The sequence below is a fragment of the Phaeobacter inhibens DSM 16374 genome, from assembly GCF_000473105.1.
Lineage (GTDB): Bacteria > Pseudomonadota > Alphaproteobacteria > Rhodobacterales > Rhodobacteraceae > Phaeobacter > Phaeobacter inhibens.
Window position 1 is genome coordinate 2,171,140 of sequence record NZ_KI421498.1, and the last position, 14,306, is coordinate 2,185,445.

A 14,306-nucleotide genomic window follows, 5' to 3' on the forward strand; every position below is an offset into this window, starting at 1 on the left:
CAGGCTTCTCGATGGGAACATCCACACAGTTTTGCGCGATCACCCGACCAGTGGCAGATTATTGATATGTTACAGATATTGCAAAAATAGATATATATAGTTACATATCTCTTGCCGAGAATCACTTCTAAGCTTATTACCGACTATATGGTCGGCTTATAACTTGCCGCGATTTGGAGACCCGTAGACCCATGGATGCTTTCATCTGCGATGCCACCCGCACCCCGATCGGCCGCTACGGCGGCGCGCTGAGCCAGGTGCGGACCGATGACCTTGCCGCCCTGCCGATTGCTGCCCTGGCGGCGCGGAACCCGGATGCGGACTGGGGCGCCTTGGATGACGTGATCCTGGGCGATGCCAATCAGGCCGGCGAAAGCAACCGCAATGTCGCCCGCATGGCCGCCCTGCTGGCAGGCCTGCCTGCCACCGTGCCCGGCACCACCATCAACCGCCTCTGCGCCTCCGGCATGGACGCGGTCGGCATGGCATCGCGCGGTATCAAGGCGGGTGATTATGACATGGCCATCGCCGGCGGTGTTGAGAGCATGTCGCGCGCACCCTTTGTGATGCCCAAGGCAACCTCCGCCTTCACCCGCGCCAATGCGGTCTATGACACCACCATCGGCTGGCGTTTCGTGAACAAGAAAATGCACGAGATGTACGGCACCGATTCCATGCCGCAGACTGCCGACAACGTCGCGGCGGATTACGGCATCTCCCGCGCGGATCAGGACGCCTTTGCTGCCCGCAGCCAGGCCCGCTGGGCCGCAGCGCATGAGGCGGGCCTCTTCAACGACGAAATCACCCCGGTCACCATCCCGCAGCGCAAGGGTGAAGCCCTGGTGGTGGACACCGACGAACACCCGCGCCCCGGCACCTCGGCTGAAAAGCTGTCAGGCCTGAGAGGTGTGAATGGCCCGGACAAGACCGTCACCGCAGGCAATGCCTCCGGCGTCAATGACGGTGCTGCGGCGATCCTGATGGCAAATGAAGCCGCGGCCGCGAAAAACGGGTTGAAACCGATGGCCCGCATCGTCGGCATGGCCGCCGCCGGGGTTGAGCCGCGCATCATGGGCATTGGCCCGGTGCCTGCGACCCGCAAGGTGTTGGCCCGCACCGGTCTGACCATCGACCAGATGGACGTGATCGAACTGAACGAGGCCTTCGCTGCGCAGGGCCTCGCCACCCTGCGCGAACTTGGCATTGCCGACGATGCGCCCCATGTTAATCCCAACGGCGGTGCAATTGCACTGGGCCACCCGCTTGGCATGTCCGGCGCCCGGCTGGTGCTGACTGCCGCCTATCAATTGCAACGCACCGGCGGGCGTTATGCGCTCTGCACCATGTGCGTCGGCGTCGGACAGGGCACCGCCCTGATCCTCGAACGCGTGTAACAAACCCAAGGGAGGTCCCAGACATGTATGCTCAGATGGTAAAATCCGAAGCGACCCAGGACGATCCGGAACAGCTGGCGGCCTTTCAGGCGCGCATCGACGCGGGCGAGAAGATCGAGCCCAAAGACTGGATGCCCGAAGGCTACCGCAAGACGCTGATCCGCCAGATCGGCCAACACGCCCATTCCGAAATCGTCGGCCAGCTGCCAGAGGGCAACTGGATCACCCGCGCACCGACGCTGGAGCGCAAGGCGATCCTGCTTGCCAAGGTTCAGGATGAGGCAGGCCACGGTCTGTACCTTTACTGCGCGGCGGAAACGCTGGGCGTGTCCCGCGACGAGATGACTGAAATGCTTCTGGACGGGCGCATGAAGTATTCGTCGATCTTCAACTATCCGACGCTGAACTGGGCCGACATCGGCGCGGTCGGCTGGCTGGTTGACGGTGCGGCGATCATGAACCAGGTACCGCTGCAGCGGACCTCCTTCGGCCCCTATTCGCGAGCGATGATCCGGGTGTGCAAGGAAGAAAGCTTTCACCAGCGACAGGGCTATGACGCCATCCGCAAGATGGCCGAGGGCACGCCCGAGCAGAAGAAGATGGCCCAGGATGCGCTGAACCGCCTGTGGTATCCGTCGCTGATGATGTTCGGCCCGTCCGACAAGGACTCGGTCCATTCCGCCCAGTCGATGGCCTGGAAGATCAAGATGAACACCAACGACGAGCTGCGCCAGAAGTTTGTCGACCAGACCGTGCCGCAGGCCGAATACCTGGGCCTCACCGTTCCCGACCCGGACCTGAAATGGAACGAGGAGCGCGGCCATTATGACTACACCGACCCGGACTGGAACGAATTCTTTGACGTGATCAAGGGCAACGGCCCCTGCAACGTGGACCGCCTCGCGGCACGCAACAAGGCCTGGGACGACGGCGAATGGGTCCGCGACGGGCTGTTGGCGCATGCCAAAAAGAAGGCCGCGCAAAAGCACGCTGCCGAGTAACCCCAAGCATTCCGGCGCTCTGCCCGTTTTCAGACACTGCGGCGGCGCCCCCTCAGCCAGGAGGATTTAAGACATGAAAAACGAATGGCCCCTCTGGGAAGTCTTCATCCGCGGCCAGCACGGGATGAGCCACCGCCACGTCGGCTCCCTGCACGCGCCGGACGCCGAGATGGCGATCAAGAACGCCCGCGACGTCTATACCCGCCGCAACGAAGGCGTTTCGATCTGGGTGGTCGAGGCGAACCACATCGCCGCGTCCTCGCCCAGCGACAAGGGCCCGCTTTATGAGCCGTCCGAGTCCAAGGTCTACCGCCACCCGACCTTCTTCGACATCCCCGAAGAAGTGGGGGCAATGTAATGACCCGCCCGCTTAACAAAGATGAGGCATTCACCCAGTTCCTGCTGCGGATGGGGGACAACACCCTGATCCTCGGCCACCGGGTCAGCGAATGGTGCGGCCATGCGCCGGTGCTGGAAGAGGACATCGCACTGGCCAACACCGCGCTGGACATGATCGGCCAGACCCAGATGTGGCTCGGCCTCGCGGCTGAGGTGCAGGGAGACGGCAAATCCGCCGACGATCTGGCTTTCCTGCGCGATGCTTGGGATTTCCGCAACGTGCTGCTGGTGGAGGTGCCGAACGGCGACTTTGGCCGCACCCTGATGCGCCAGTTCCTGTTCGACGCCTGGCATTCCATCCAGCTGGGCCGGCTGATGAAATCCTCGGACGAACGCGTCGCCGCGATTGCCGAAAAGGCCTCGAAAGAAGTGGCCTATCACTTGGAACGTTCCGCCGATACCGTAGTGGGCCTGGGCGACGGTACCGAAGAAAGCCATCGCCGGATGCAGGAGGCACTGGACTATCTCTGGCCCTACGCGGGTGAGATGTTCCAGTCCGACGGCGTGGACGCGGAAATGGTCAAAGCGGGCATCGCACCCGACCCGGCCTCCCTGCGTGAGGAATACGACGCACTGGTCTCCCGCATCCTGGGCGACGCAACGCTGACCATCCCGGAGAGCCGTTTCGCCCATAAGGGCGGCCGCACCGGCGCGATGCATACCGAGCACCTGGGCCATCTGCTGACCCAGATGCAATGGCTGCAGCGCGCCTATCCCGGCGCCAAGTGGTAAGGCCACGGCCAAAGAACTGAGGGCGGCCCCCGGCCTCGGGTGGGGGTGAAGCCCCCTCCCGTGGGGGAGGTAGGGGGCTGCCCGGCCTATCGTCCGGGCGGTGCATAGCAAGGATAAACCGCATGAGCCAAGTGACAACTCACCCAAGCATCAACCAGATCTGGGAGTGGCTCGACGCTGTGCCGGATCCGGAAATCCCGGTGATCTCGCTGGTGGATCTGGGCATCATCCGCGATGTGGCCTGGGAAGGGGAAACCCTCGTGATCAGCGTCACCCCGACCTACTCCGGCTGCCCGGCAACTGCAGTGATTGCCCTGGATATCGAAACCGCTCTGCGCGGCCACGGCGTTACGGATCTGAGACTGAAGACCCAGATCTCCCCTGCCTGGACCACCGACTGGCTGTCCGACAAGGGCCGCGCCAAGCTGGAGGACTACGGCATCGCCCCGCCCCAAGCCGCAGGCGGCCCGGAAAAATGCCCCAACTGCGGCAGTACAGAAGTCACCAAGGTCAGCCAGTTCGGCTCGACCCCCTGCAAGGCCCACTGGCGCTGCCAGGACTGCCTCGAACCCTTTGATTATTTCAAGTGCATCTGAGGAGACCCTGATGGCGCGCTTTCACGACCTAGTAGTCACCGACGTCCGCAAGACCATCCGCGATGCGGTGGTTGTCACCCTGAAACCCGTGGGCGGCGCGGCAGAAGAATTCGATTTCACCCAAGGCCAGTACCTGACCTTCCGCCGTGACTTCGACGGCGAGGAACTGCGCCGCAGCTATTCTATCTGCGCAGGCAAGGATGAAGGCATCCTGCAGGTCGGCATCAAGCGCGTCGACGGCGGGGCGTTCTCGACCTGGGCAAATACTGAACTGAAGGCGGGCGACACCCTGCAGGCGATGGCGCCGATGGGCAGTTTCTTCACCCCGCTTAATGAGGCTGCCGAGAAGCACTACCTGGGCTTTGCCGGCGGCTCCGGCATCACCCCGGTACTGTCGATCCTAAAGACCACGCTGGCGGCAGAGCCGAACGCCTCCTTCACACTGGTCTACGCCAACAAGGGCGTGAACACGATCATGTTCCGCGAGGAGCTGGAGGATCTGAAGAACCTCTACATGGGCCGCTTCAACGTGATCCATGTGCTGGAATCGGACGCGCAGGAAATCGACCTGTTCACCGGTCTGGTGACCGAGGAGAAATGCGCCCAGCTGTTTGAGCGTTGGATAGATATCAAATCGGTCGGCACCGCCTTCATCTGCGGCCCGGAGCCGATGATGCTGGGCATCGCCAGTGCCCTACGCACGGCGGGCCTCAATAATAGCCAGATCAAGTTTGAGCTGTTCGCCTCTGCCCAGCCGGGCCGCGCCAAACGCAAGGCCGCCGCAAGTGATGCTGCCAGAAGCGCCAATCAGACCAAGGCTGCGATCACCTTGGACGGCGCCACCCAGACCATCGAGATGGGCAAGGATATGACATTGCTGGATGCAGCGTTGGAAAACGCAATGGATGCGCCCTATGCCTGCAAGGCCGGCGTCTGCTCCACCTGCCGCTGCAAAGTACTGGAGGGCGAGGTCGAGATGATCGCCAACCATGCGTTGGAGGATTACGAGGTCGAAAAGGGCTATGTCTTGTCCTGTCAGGCCTATCCGCTCAGTGACAAAGTGGTGGTGGACTACGATCAATAGCCCATTAGGTTAGGACGCAGGCGGCGACAGCTGCGCATCAGCAGATCCGAGGAGAGCATGGCATGAATGATGAGATGAGCATCGAGAGCTATCTGGCGGCCGGTGGCGTCCTCAGCAACCCTTCCAATGTTCCGCCACGCTACCGCGCAGAGTTGATGACAATCATGGCCAGCTTTGTCGACAGCGCGCTTGCAGGCGCCGCGGGGTTTGTCGATATCATCAACGAAGGTCCGGGTATCAAATCCCGCATGGCTGCGGCCAGGATCGTTTTGGAAAAAACCGCCAACGCTGATCGTGTTCTGCAGGTAATGGGTGATTTTGGCGCCGATACTGAACGCTATGTGGATCATCACCCCTGGACTGCGCGCCTAGATCGCGATGCAGGACTTGATCAGAGCCGATCAAAACACGACCGGCGCCTTGCGGTGTTCAACTACCCGCTGGAAGGTTGGGCCGATGCGGTGGTTATGAACCTTTTGATGGGCCGCGCGGTCGCTGTGCAGCTGGCAGAGCTGTCGATGATTTCCTACCAACCGTTGGCTGAGGCCTTCCGCTCAATTCAGCCTGTCGAGGCACATCATGCGCGCCTTGCCCACGAAGGGCTGGCGCGATTGGTGCAGGAAGGCGACATCAGCATGTTGACGGAATCCATTCACTATTGGTGGCCCCGGGTTGCCATCAGCTTTGGAACTGATGCCTCTGACAAGTTCGAGACCCTTTCTGCACTTGGCCTGCGCCACCGCAGCAATTCAGACCTGCGCACCAGGTGGCAAAGCGAGATGCGCGGCGTTCTGCGGGAGCTGGGGTTAGATGCGCCAGAACCTGCCTGATCAAGACGTATTCGCCGCCCAGATCTGGCAATACGCCCAAGCGCAGACAGCAGGAAAGGTCTGGACGACTGACCCATTGCGCCCTAGGGTCACCCCACTCCAGCACCTACAGGACGAGGCCCGGCATGGCGATCAGCAAGACCATTCGCACCTATTTCAACGGCAGCTGGCACGACGGTGATGTCGCGATCATGAAGGCTGCAGACCATGCCGCGTGGCTCGGGTCCTCCGTATTTGATGGGGCCCGTCTGTTTGATGGGGTCACCCCTGATCTTGATCTGCACTGCGCGCGCGCCAACGCTTCAGCTGAAGCGCTTATGATGGCACCGACTGTCAGTGTCGCAGACATGGTCGCCATTGCCAAAGAAGGGCTGTCTCTCTTTGCCCCCGGCGCAGCCGTCTATATCCGGCCCATGTACTGGGCGACAGACGGCGATTCCACACTGATCGCACCAGGGCCAGAAAGCACCCAATTCGCGCTCTGTCTGGAAGAGATCCCGATGGCGCCCGCGACCGCCTCCGCCACACTGACCCGCACCTCTTTTCGGCGGCCCATCCTTGAAAGCGCCGTGGTGAATGCAAAGGCGGGCTGCCTCTATCCCAACAACGCCCGCATGCTGCGCGAAGCCCGCGCCAAAGGCTTCAGCAACGCCTTGGCACTAGATGCGATGGGCAATGTTGCCGAAACCGCGACGGCAAATATCTTCATGGTGCGTGATGGCGAGGTCTTCACCCCGATTGCCAACGGCACCTTTCTTGCCGGGATCACCCGCGCCCGCCACATTGCAAACCTACGCGCCGATGGCATCATGGTTCACGAGAGCGTGCTGGGCTACACGGATTTTGAACAGGCCGATGAGATCTTCATGTCGGGCAACATGAGCAAAGTCACCCCGGTCACCGCTTTCGACGACCATCAGTACCAGATCGGCCCCCTCGCCAAACGAACCCGCGAACTCTACTGGGACTGGGCAACAAGCAACCCCAGTTGATCCCGTCGATGTGACGCCGCGTGCTCGTCTATTGCACCATGGGATCGCTTACGCCATGATCCAATCGGAACAACCAGAGGATCAATATGCGCAAATTTCTTGTCGTATTGGATGACAGTCGCGAATGTCTGAACGCGATGCGGTTCGCCGCCATGCGCGCTGCCAAAACCGGCGGCGGGGTTGAGATCCTTTCAGTGATTCCCCCGGATGAATTCAACCACTGGATCGGCGTTGGCGAAGTGATGAGGGAAGAAGCCCGTGAACGCATACACGCGCATTTTGAAGTTTTTGCAAAATGGATGCGGGACCGTCAGGGGATTGAACCTAAACTTGTGATCCGTGAAGGCGAAGCTGTGCCTGAGATCATCGCCCAGATCGAGTCCGACACCGAAATTGGTGTTCTGGTACTGGGCGCAGGGGACGATCGCAAAGGTCCCGGCCCGCTTGTCACCCAACTTAGCCGCTCATCCGGCAGCCTGCCGGTGCCGATCACAATCGTGCCCGGCGATCTGTCCAAGGAAAAACTGGAAGCGATCACCTGACCGCTTCTGACCTGCCAGCACAGTTGTCGCTCTCCTCCTGAGGGGATTCGACCAGGACACGCCAGCACGGCCCGATAGGGCTTTCGAATTTAGAATTGTTCCAAATCTTGACTTAAGCGGGTCGGAGGCGCATATCTCTGCCACGCTTTAAGGAGGCCCGACATGTTCATTCAGACCGAATCCACGCCCAACCCGGCGACGCTGAAATTCCTGCCGGGCCAGACTGTTCTGGAGATGGGCACCGCCGATTTTCCAACCGCCGATGCCGCGGGCAGCTCGCCTCTAGCGCAGCGAATCTTTGCCGTTTCCGGGGTCACAGGCGTATTCTTTGGCAATGACTTTGTCACAGTAACCAAAGCTGATACCGTTGAATGGGACCACATCAAGCCCGCAATCCTGGGCGCCGTGATGGAGCATTTCCAGTCCGGTCAGCCGGTCATCTCTGAGGGCGGAGAACAGACCTCGGGGCATGCTGAACACACTGGTGAAGACGGCGAAATCGTCAACCAGATCAAGGAATTGCTTGACAGCCGCGTGCGCCCAGCGGTGGCCCAGGATGGCGGCGACATCACGTTCCATGGATTTGATCGCGGCGTTGTTTATCTGCACATGCAAGGGGCTTGTGCCGGTTGCCCGTCCTCAACCCTGACCCTGAAGATGGGCATCGAAAACCTGCTGCGTCACTACATTCCGGAAGTAACCGAGGTGCGCCCCGTTGCCGTCTGACGTTCTCGTCCTCGGATTTGATACATCGGCCGCGCATTGCGCGGCCGCTTTGTTGCAGGGGGACGTCATCCTCGCACAAACTTGTGAAGAGATGACACGCGGACAGGCCGAACGGCTGATGCCGCTGCTGGAGGAAGTACTCGCTAAAGGTGGAGCAACCTGGGCCGATCTTGATGCGCTGGGAGTTGGCATAGGTCCGGGCAACTTCACCGGAATTCGCATTGCCGTCTCAGCTGCGAGAGGCCTGGCATTGGGGTTGGAAATACCCGCCGTCGGCGTCAACGGGTTTGAGGCGCGCGAGCATACCGGTACATTCGCTGCGGTGCCAGCGCCACGTGATCAGGTATACGCGCATCCGCCAGGAGAAGACCCCCGACTGATGCCGCTCGCCGAAGCGCACGCCATCGCAACAGCGCTGAGGCTGGAGCTGATTGCTGAGGCGACGCCACCGCACATTGCCGAAACGATCGCACGACGGGCTGCAGAGCGCTACAAAGATGCCACATCCGCACCGGCTCCCCTGTACCTGCGGGCTGCTGATGCCGCCCCTGCCAAAAACGCACCGCCAACACTGATTGACGGTTAAGATCTGCCTGCTGACCATGACGACACCCGCGCACAACCAGCCAACGCCCCCAACGCCGGAGGACATGGCCCGTACCCATCAGGCCGCTTTTCTGCAGGGTCGTCCTTGGTCCGCACGCGAATTTGCCGCCCTCTTGGACAGCCCGTTCAGCTATGCGGTCGGAGATGCGCGCAGTTTTGCCCTTGGCCGCGTCGTCGCCGGGGAAGCGGAACTCCTGACCATTGCCACCCACCCCAGTCATCAGCGGCAAGGGCTGGCACGAGCCATCCTGGAGAGATGGCGGGAGGTTGCCCTGACGCGCGATGCAACCGATGGGTTTCTGGAGGTTGCAGCAGACAACCAGTCGGCCCGTACCCTGTACAAGGCCTATGGATTCGCAGAAAGCGGTCGACGGGTCGGTTACTACCCCCGCAAAGGCGCGGCAGCAGTGGACGCAGTGCTCATGAGTGTCAGCTTACGCAAGGCCGAAAGCCCAGAATAACACCAAAAGGTCAAAAAACGGTTGACCCTCTCCGCAGCCTACGGCCTAAATTGTCGCACCTTTTTAAAAACACATGGGTTGGGGCGGTCAGACTGGCCGCATCAAGAACAACAAATTGGGAGTACCCCTATGACCCTGATGAAATCCCTGATGAGCGCAGCGGCAGCCGTGGCGCTGACAGCCGGTGCTGCGATGGCAGAACCCGCGCTGATCTTCGATCTGGGCGGCAAGTTCGACAAGTCCTTCAACGAAGCAGCCTTCGCCGGCGCGCAGCGTTGGGCTGAAGAGACCGGCGAAAGCTTCCGTGAAATCGAACTGCAGTCAGAAGCTCAGCGAGAGCAGGCGCTGCGCCGCTTTGCCGAAGCTGGCGCAAACCCGATCGTGATGGCAGGCTTTGCCTTCGCCGACGCTCTGGGTCAGGTCGCTGCAGACTACCCGGACACCAAATTCGTGATCATCGACATGGTTGTGGACGCGCCCAATGTCCGCTCCGTTGTCTTCAATGAGCATGAAGGCTCCTACCTCGTGGGTATGCTGGCGGCCAAAGCCTCCAAATCGGGCACTGTTGGTTTCATCGGCGGCATGGATATCCCTTTGATCCGCAAATTCGCCTGTGGCTATGCCGAGGGCGTGAAAGCGGCCAATCCGGACGCAACCGTGATCGCCAATATGACCGGCACCACCCCGGCGGCGTGGAATGACCCGGTCAAGGGCTCCGAGCTGACCAAAGCGCAGATCAGCCAGGGCGCTGACGTTGTTTATGCTGCAGCAGGCGGCACTGGCGTTGGCGTACTGCAGACCGCAGCCGACGAAGGCATCCTGTCGATCGGCGTGGACAGCAATCAGAACCACCTGCACCCGGGTAAGGTCCTGACCTCCATGATGAAGCGCGTCGACAACGCTGTGTTTGAGGCCTTCTCCGACGGTACTGAGCTGGAAACAGGTTTCTCCGTCATGGGCCTGTCCAATGGTGGTGTGGGCTTCGCGGTTGACGACAACAACGCGTCGCTGATTACCGAGGAGATGACGGCCGCGACTGATGACGCCGCTGCCAAGATCGCCACCGGTGAGATCACTGTGCATGACTATATGTCGGATGACAGCTGCCCGGCTCTGTCTTTTTAAGCACTGAACTGCCCCCCGGCCCACCGTGACCCTGTTACGATCATGGTGGTGACCGGGGGTTTCATATTGCCCGGAGGCTGCGCCTTTGCCGCCTCCGGGTTTGGTTTTTCCTAGGTTAGCTAAAATGCACATGTTAACCGCCCGTCGCTGTGACGCGGATCTGTGCCAACTGATCCAGGATGAATAAGGGGAGCCCGAATGACGGCACCAGCAATTGAACTAAAAGGCATCTCCAAAGCCTTTGGCCCGGTCCAGGCCAATAAGGATATCTCAATCCGTGTTGCCCCGGGCACGATCCACGGGATCATCGGCGAAAACGGAGCGGGCAAATCAACGCTGATGAGCATCCTCTACGGGTTCTACAAGGCCGATAAAGGCGAGGTTTGGATTCACGGGAAACGGACCGAAATCCCCGACAGCCAAGCCGCCATCTCAGCCGGTATCGGCATGGTGTTCCAACACTTTAAACTGGTGGAGAATTTCACCGTATTGGAGAATATCATCCTAGGCGCCGAAGATGGTGGGCTGCTGAAGCCATCGCTGAGTAAGGCACGAAAGTCGCTGAAGGATCTGGCAGCAGAATATGAGCTGAACGTTGACCCCGATGCGCGCATCGACGAGATCGGTGTGGGTATGCAACAGCGCGTCGAGATCCTGAAGGCACTCTATCGTCAGGCCGACATCTTGATTCTGGATGAACCCACCGGTGTGTTGACCCCGGCAGAAGCGGATCAACTGTTCCGTATTCTGGACCGGCTGCGCGCAGAGGGAAAAACAATCATCCTGATTACCCACAAGCTGCGCGAAATCATGGAATACACCGACACGGTATCGGTGATGCGCCGTGGCGAGATGACCGCCACCGTGAAGACCGCCGAAACCAGCCCCGAGCATCTGGCCGAGCTGATGGTCGGTCGCAAGGTGCTGCTGCGCGTCGACAAGGTCCCCGCGACCCCTGGCAAACCGATCCTTGAGATTGAGAACCTCAGTGTTGTTGATGAGGCCGGTGTCGCGCGTGTTAAGAACATTGATCTGACCGTCCGAGCCGGAGAAATCCTGGGGATCGCCGGTGTTGCCGGCAATGGCCAGTCCGAACTGATGGAAGTGCTGGGTGGCATGCGTGAGGGTCAGGGCAGCATTCGCCTCAATGGCGCGCCCCTGCCTTTGTCAGGTGCCGGTTCCGACGCCCGCGCCCGTCGCGCAGCCCATGTGGCCCACGTTCCCGAAGACCGTCAGCGCGAAGGTCTGATCATGGACTTTCACGCTTGGGAAAACGTGGCGTTCGGCTATCATCACGCCCCCGAATACCAGCGCGGCCTGCTGATGAACAACGCTGCCCTGCGCGCAGATACAGAGGCCAAGATGGCCAAATTTGACGTCCGCCCACCGGATCCATGGCTCGCCGCCAAGAACTTCTCCGGAGGCAATCAGCAGAAAATCGTTGTCGCCCGCGAAATCGAACGCAATCCAGAGCTGCTGCTGATCGGCCAGCCGACACGGGGCGTCGATATCGGTGCCATCGAGTTTATTCACAAGCAGATCGTCGAGCTGCGCGATCAGGGGAAGGCTATCCTGCTGGTCTCTGTTGAGTTGGAAGAAATCCTGTCGCTTGCCGACCGTGTTGCTGTGATGTTTGACGGGATGATCATGGGCGAACGCCCTGCTGATCAGACCGATGAGAAAGAGCTGGGCCTGTTGATGGCCGGCGTCGCGGGGGAGGCCGCGTAAATGGATAAGATGCCTAAATGGGCCGATGTCGTGCTGATCCCACTGATCAGCCTCATATTGGCCGCTATTCTGTCTGCCTTGGTGATCCTCGGCATTGGCGAAGACCCAATTGCTGCCGTGAACCTGATGGTGTCCGGAGCGTTGGGGTCGACCTATGGCTGGGGCTACACGCTCTACTACGCCACCAACTTCCTGTTCACGGGTCTTGCCGTATCCGTGGCCTTCCACGCGCGACTGTTCAACATCGGCGGCGAGGGTCAGGCCATGCTCGGCGGTCTGGGCGTCGCCCTTGTCTGCCTGTACATCCCGTGGCCCCATTGGTCACTTGCGTTGATCTTTGCCAGCCTCGGTGCTGCGGTGTTTGGAGCGGCCTGGGCGGCCATCCCGGCCTATCTTCAGGCAAAACGCGGCAGCCACATCGTGATCACCACCATCATGTTCAACTTCATCGCTGCTGCGGTGCTGAACTATGTGTTGGTGAACCTGCTGCGCCCCGAAGGCTCGATGGATCCGGCCACAGCCCGCTTTCCTGAGGCCGTTCACCTGCCGTCGCTGCATGAAATTCTGGCGCCTATCGGCATTGAGTTTTCCAAGGCAGCTCCCGCGAATGTCAGCTTCCTTGTAGCGGTTGCGGCCTGCATCGCGGTCTGGCTGCTGATCTGGCGCACCAAGCTTGGCTATGAAATTCGGGCCTATGGCAATTCCGAATATGGTGCGCTCTATGCCGGGATTTCGCCGGTGAAGATCACCATGGTTGCCATGCTGATCTCTGGCGGCCTGGCAGGCATGATGGCCACCAACAATGTGATGGGTGAGGCAGAGCGTCTGGTTCTGAATTCTACCGAAGGCGCTGGTTTCATCGGCATTGCCGTGGCTCTTATGGGGCGCAGCCATCCCTTTGGTGTGTTCCTGGCCGCTATCCTGTTCGGCTTCCTCTATCAGGGCGGCGCTGAACTGGCGCTCTGGACCAGCATTCCTCGCGAATTGATCGTGGTCATTCAGGCGCTGGTGATCCTATTCACAGGCGCATTGGACAATATGGTGAGAGGCCCGCTAGAGCGGATCTTCCTTGCTCTGCGCCGGGGGAAAGTATGATGGATTTTCTGACTCTGATCCAAGTGCTCGACAGCACCGTTCGTCTTGCTACGCCGCTGCTGCTGGCCTGTCTGGCAGGCCTGTTCTCTGAACGCGCCGGCATTTTTGATATTGGGCTTGAAGGCAAAATGCTGATGGCTGCCTTCTTCTCCGCTGCGGTTGCCGCAACCACGGGGAATGTCTGGCTGGGCCTTTTGGCTGGTATCGCGTCTTCGCTGGTCCTTAGCGGGCTGCACGGGCTCGCCTCGATCACCTTCCGCGGCAACCAGCTGATCTCAGGTGTGGCGATCAACTTCCTCGCTGCCGGGATGACGGTGCTGATTGCGCAGGACTGGTTTCAGCAAGGCGGCCGCACCCCGTCCCTCTTCTCAGGCGGTCGTTTTGAGCCAATCAATCTGCCGTTTGCGGATGCACTGGCGGATGTGCCGGTACTGGGCCCGATCTATAGTGAGCTGCTGTCTGGCCACTCCGTGCTGGTTTATCTGGCCTTCCTCGCGGTGCCCGCGACCGCATGGATCCTGTTTGGCACCCGCTTCGGCCTGCGCCTCCGCGCCGTTGGGGAGAACCCGGCAGCTGTTGATACCGCCGGTGTATCTGTTGTCGGGCTGCGCTACGCAGCCGTGATGATCTGTGGCCTGCTTTGCGGGATCGCGGGTGCGTATCTTGCGACCGCCCTTCAGGCTGGGTTCGTGAAGGATATGACTGCGGGTCGTGGCTTTATCGCCTTGGCAGCCCTGATCTTTGCCAAGTGGCGGCCCTGGCATGCGCTTGGAGCCTGCCTTCTGTTCGGCCTCCTACAGGCGGTTGCCCTGCGGTTCCAGAATATTGAAATCGGGACCTTTGTGATCCCGGTTCAGATGATGGACGCGTTGCCCTACATTCTGACAGTCGTGATCTTGGCTGGGTTTGTTGGCAAAGCCGTACCGCCCAAGGCCGGTGGTGAGCCCTACGTCAAGGAACGCTAATATCCAGCTCCATTCCGCATAGCCACTTGG

16 protein-coding genes are annotated in these 14,306 nt (G+C 60.4%); all 16 read left to right on the plus strand.

What is annotated here, in order from left to right; translation table 11 throughout:
* Window positions 1-191 precede the first annotated feature (191 nt).
* The 16 genes from pcaF to INHI_RS0114220 all read left to right on the plus strand — a co-directional run bounded on the left by pcaF (window position 192) and on the right by INHI_RS0114220 (window position 14,276).
* A complete protein-coding gene (pcaF, locus tag INHI_RS0114145) occupies window positions 192-1,394 on the plus strand; it encodes a 3-oxoadipyl-CoA thiolase (RefSeq protein ID WP_027248066.1) in 1,203 nt (400 codons plus the stop codon).
* Between the two features lie 23 nt (window positions 1,395-1,417).
* On the plus strand, window positions 1,418-2,395 hold the full coding sequence (gene paaA, locus INHI_RS0114150; protein WP_027248067.1) for a 1,2-phenylacetyl-CoA epoxidase subunit PaaA: 978 nt from the start codon (window positions 1,418-1,420) through the stop codon (window positions 2,393-2,395).
* A 73-nt stretch (window positions 2,396-2,468) separates the two neighbouring features.
* Window positions 2,469-2,753 carry a 1,2-phenylacetyl-CoA epoxidase subunit PaaB gene (gene paaB, locus INHI_RS0114155; protein ID WP_014879084.1) on the plus strand — a complete coding sequence of 95 codons (285 nt, stop codon included), beginning with the start codon at window positions 2,469-2,471 and terminating at the stop codon, window positions 2,751-2,753.
* On the plus strand, window positions 2,753-3,526 hold the full coding sequence (gene paaC, locus INHI_RS0114160) for a 1,2-phenylacetyl-CoA epoxidase subunit PaaC (protein ID WP_014879083.1): 774 nt from the start codon (window positions 2,753-2,755) through the stop codon (window positions 3,524-3,526). Before paaB ends, paaC begins: the two co-directional genes overlap by 1 nt.
* 122 nt (window positions 3,527-3,648) lie before the next feature.
* Window positions 3,649-4,122, plus strand: coding sequence for a 1,2-phenylacetyl-CoA epoxidase subunit PaaD (gene paaD / locus INHI_RS0114165; protein WP_027248068.1), 474 nt, complete (start codon window positions 3,649-3,651; stop codon window positions 4,120-4,122).
* A gap of 10 nt (window positions 4,123-4,132) precedes the next feature.
* Window positions 4,133-5,206 carry a 2Fe-2S iron-sulfur cluster-binding protein gene (locus tag INHI_RS0114170; RefSeq protein ID WP_027248069.1) on the plus strand — a complete coding sequence of 358 codons (1,074 nt, stop codon included), beginning with the start codon at window positions 4,133-4,135 and terminating at the stop codon, window positions 5,204-5,206.
* 62 nt (window positions 5,207-5,268) lie between these two features.
* Complete coding sequence (locus INHI_RS0114175; protein WP_014873504.1) at window positions 5,269-6,036, plus strand: Phenylacetic acid catabolic protein; 768 nt, start codon at window positions 5,269-5,271, stop codon at window positions 6,034-6,036.
* A 125-nt stretch (window positions 6,037-6,161) separates the two neighbouring features.
* Window positions 6,162-7,028: a branched-chain amino acid aminotransferase gene (locus tag INHI_RS0114180; protein ID WP_027248070.1), complete on the plus strand. Its 867-nt coding sequence runs from the start codon at window positions 6,162-6,164 to the stop codon at window positions 7,026-7,028.
* An 86-nt stretch (window positions 7,029-7,114) separates the two neighbouring features.
* Window positions 7,115-7,570 (plus strand): universal stress protein, encoded by a 456-nt coding sequence (locus INHI_RS0114185; RefSeq protein ID WP_014873502.1) that lies wholly within the window; start codon window positions 7,115-7,117, stop codon window positions 7,568-7,570.
* Window positions 7,571-7,732: 162 nt separating this feature from the next.
* Window positions 7,733-8,296 (plus strand): NifU family protein, encoded by a 564-nt coding sequence (locus INHI_RS0114190; protein WP_014873501.1) that lies wholly within the window; start codon window positions 7,733-7,735, stop codon window positions 8,294-8,296.
* Window positions 8,286-8,882, plus strand: a complete 597-nt coding sequence (tsaB, locus tag INHI_RS0114195) for a tRNA (adenosine(37)-N6)-threonylcarbamoyltransferase complex dimerization subunit type 1 TsaB (RefSeq protein WP_027248071.1) — start codon at window positions 8,286-8,288, stop codon at window positions 8,880-8,882. Before INHI_RS0114190 ends, tsaB begins: the two co-directional genes overlap by 11 nt.
* 16 nt (window positions 8,883-8,898) lie before the next feature.
* The gene (locus tag INHI_RS0114200; RefSeq protein WP_027248072.1) at window positions 8,899-9,363 is read left to right on the plus strand and encodes a GNAT family N-acetyltransferase; all 465 of its coding nucleotides are present in this window, start codon (window positions 8,899-8,901) and stop codon (window positions 9,361-9,363) included.
* A 129-nt stretch (window positions 9,364-9,492) separates the two neighbouring features.
* Complete coding sequence (locus INHI_RS0114205) at window positions 9,493-10,488, plus strand: BMP family lipoprotein (RefSeq protein WP_014873498.1); 996 nt, start codon at window positions 9,493-9,495, stop codon at window positions 10,486-10,488.
* Window positions 10,489-10,686: 198 nt separating this feature from the next.
* The gene (locus INHI_RS0114210) at window positions 10,687-12,216 is read left to right on the plus strand and encodes an ABC transporter ATP-binding protein (RefSeq protein ID WP_014873497.1); all 1,530 of its coding nucleotides are present in this window, start codon (window positions 10,687-10,689) and stop codon (window positions 12,214-12,216) included.
* Window positions 12,217-13,311, plus strand: coding sequence for an ABC transporter permease (locus INHI_RS0114215; RefSeq protein ID WP_027248073.1), 1,095 nt, complete (start codon window positions 12,217-12,219; stop codon window positions 13,309-13,311). It abuts the gene before it with no gap.
* Window positions 13,311-14,276: an ABC transporter permease gene (locus INHI_RS0114220; RefSeq protein ID WP_027248074.1), complete on the plus strand. Its 966-nt coding sequence runs from the start codon at window positions 13,311-13,313 to the stop codon at window positions 14,274-14,276. Before INHI_RS0114215 ends, INHI_RS0114220 begins: the two co-directional genes overlap by 1 nt.
* The last annotated feature ends 30 nt before the right edge of the window (window positions 14,277-14,306 follow it).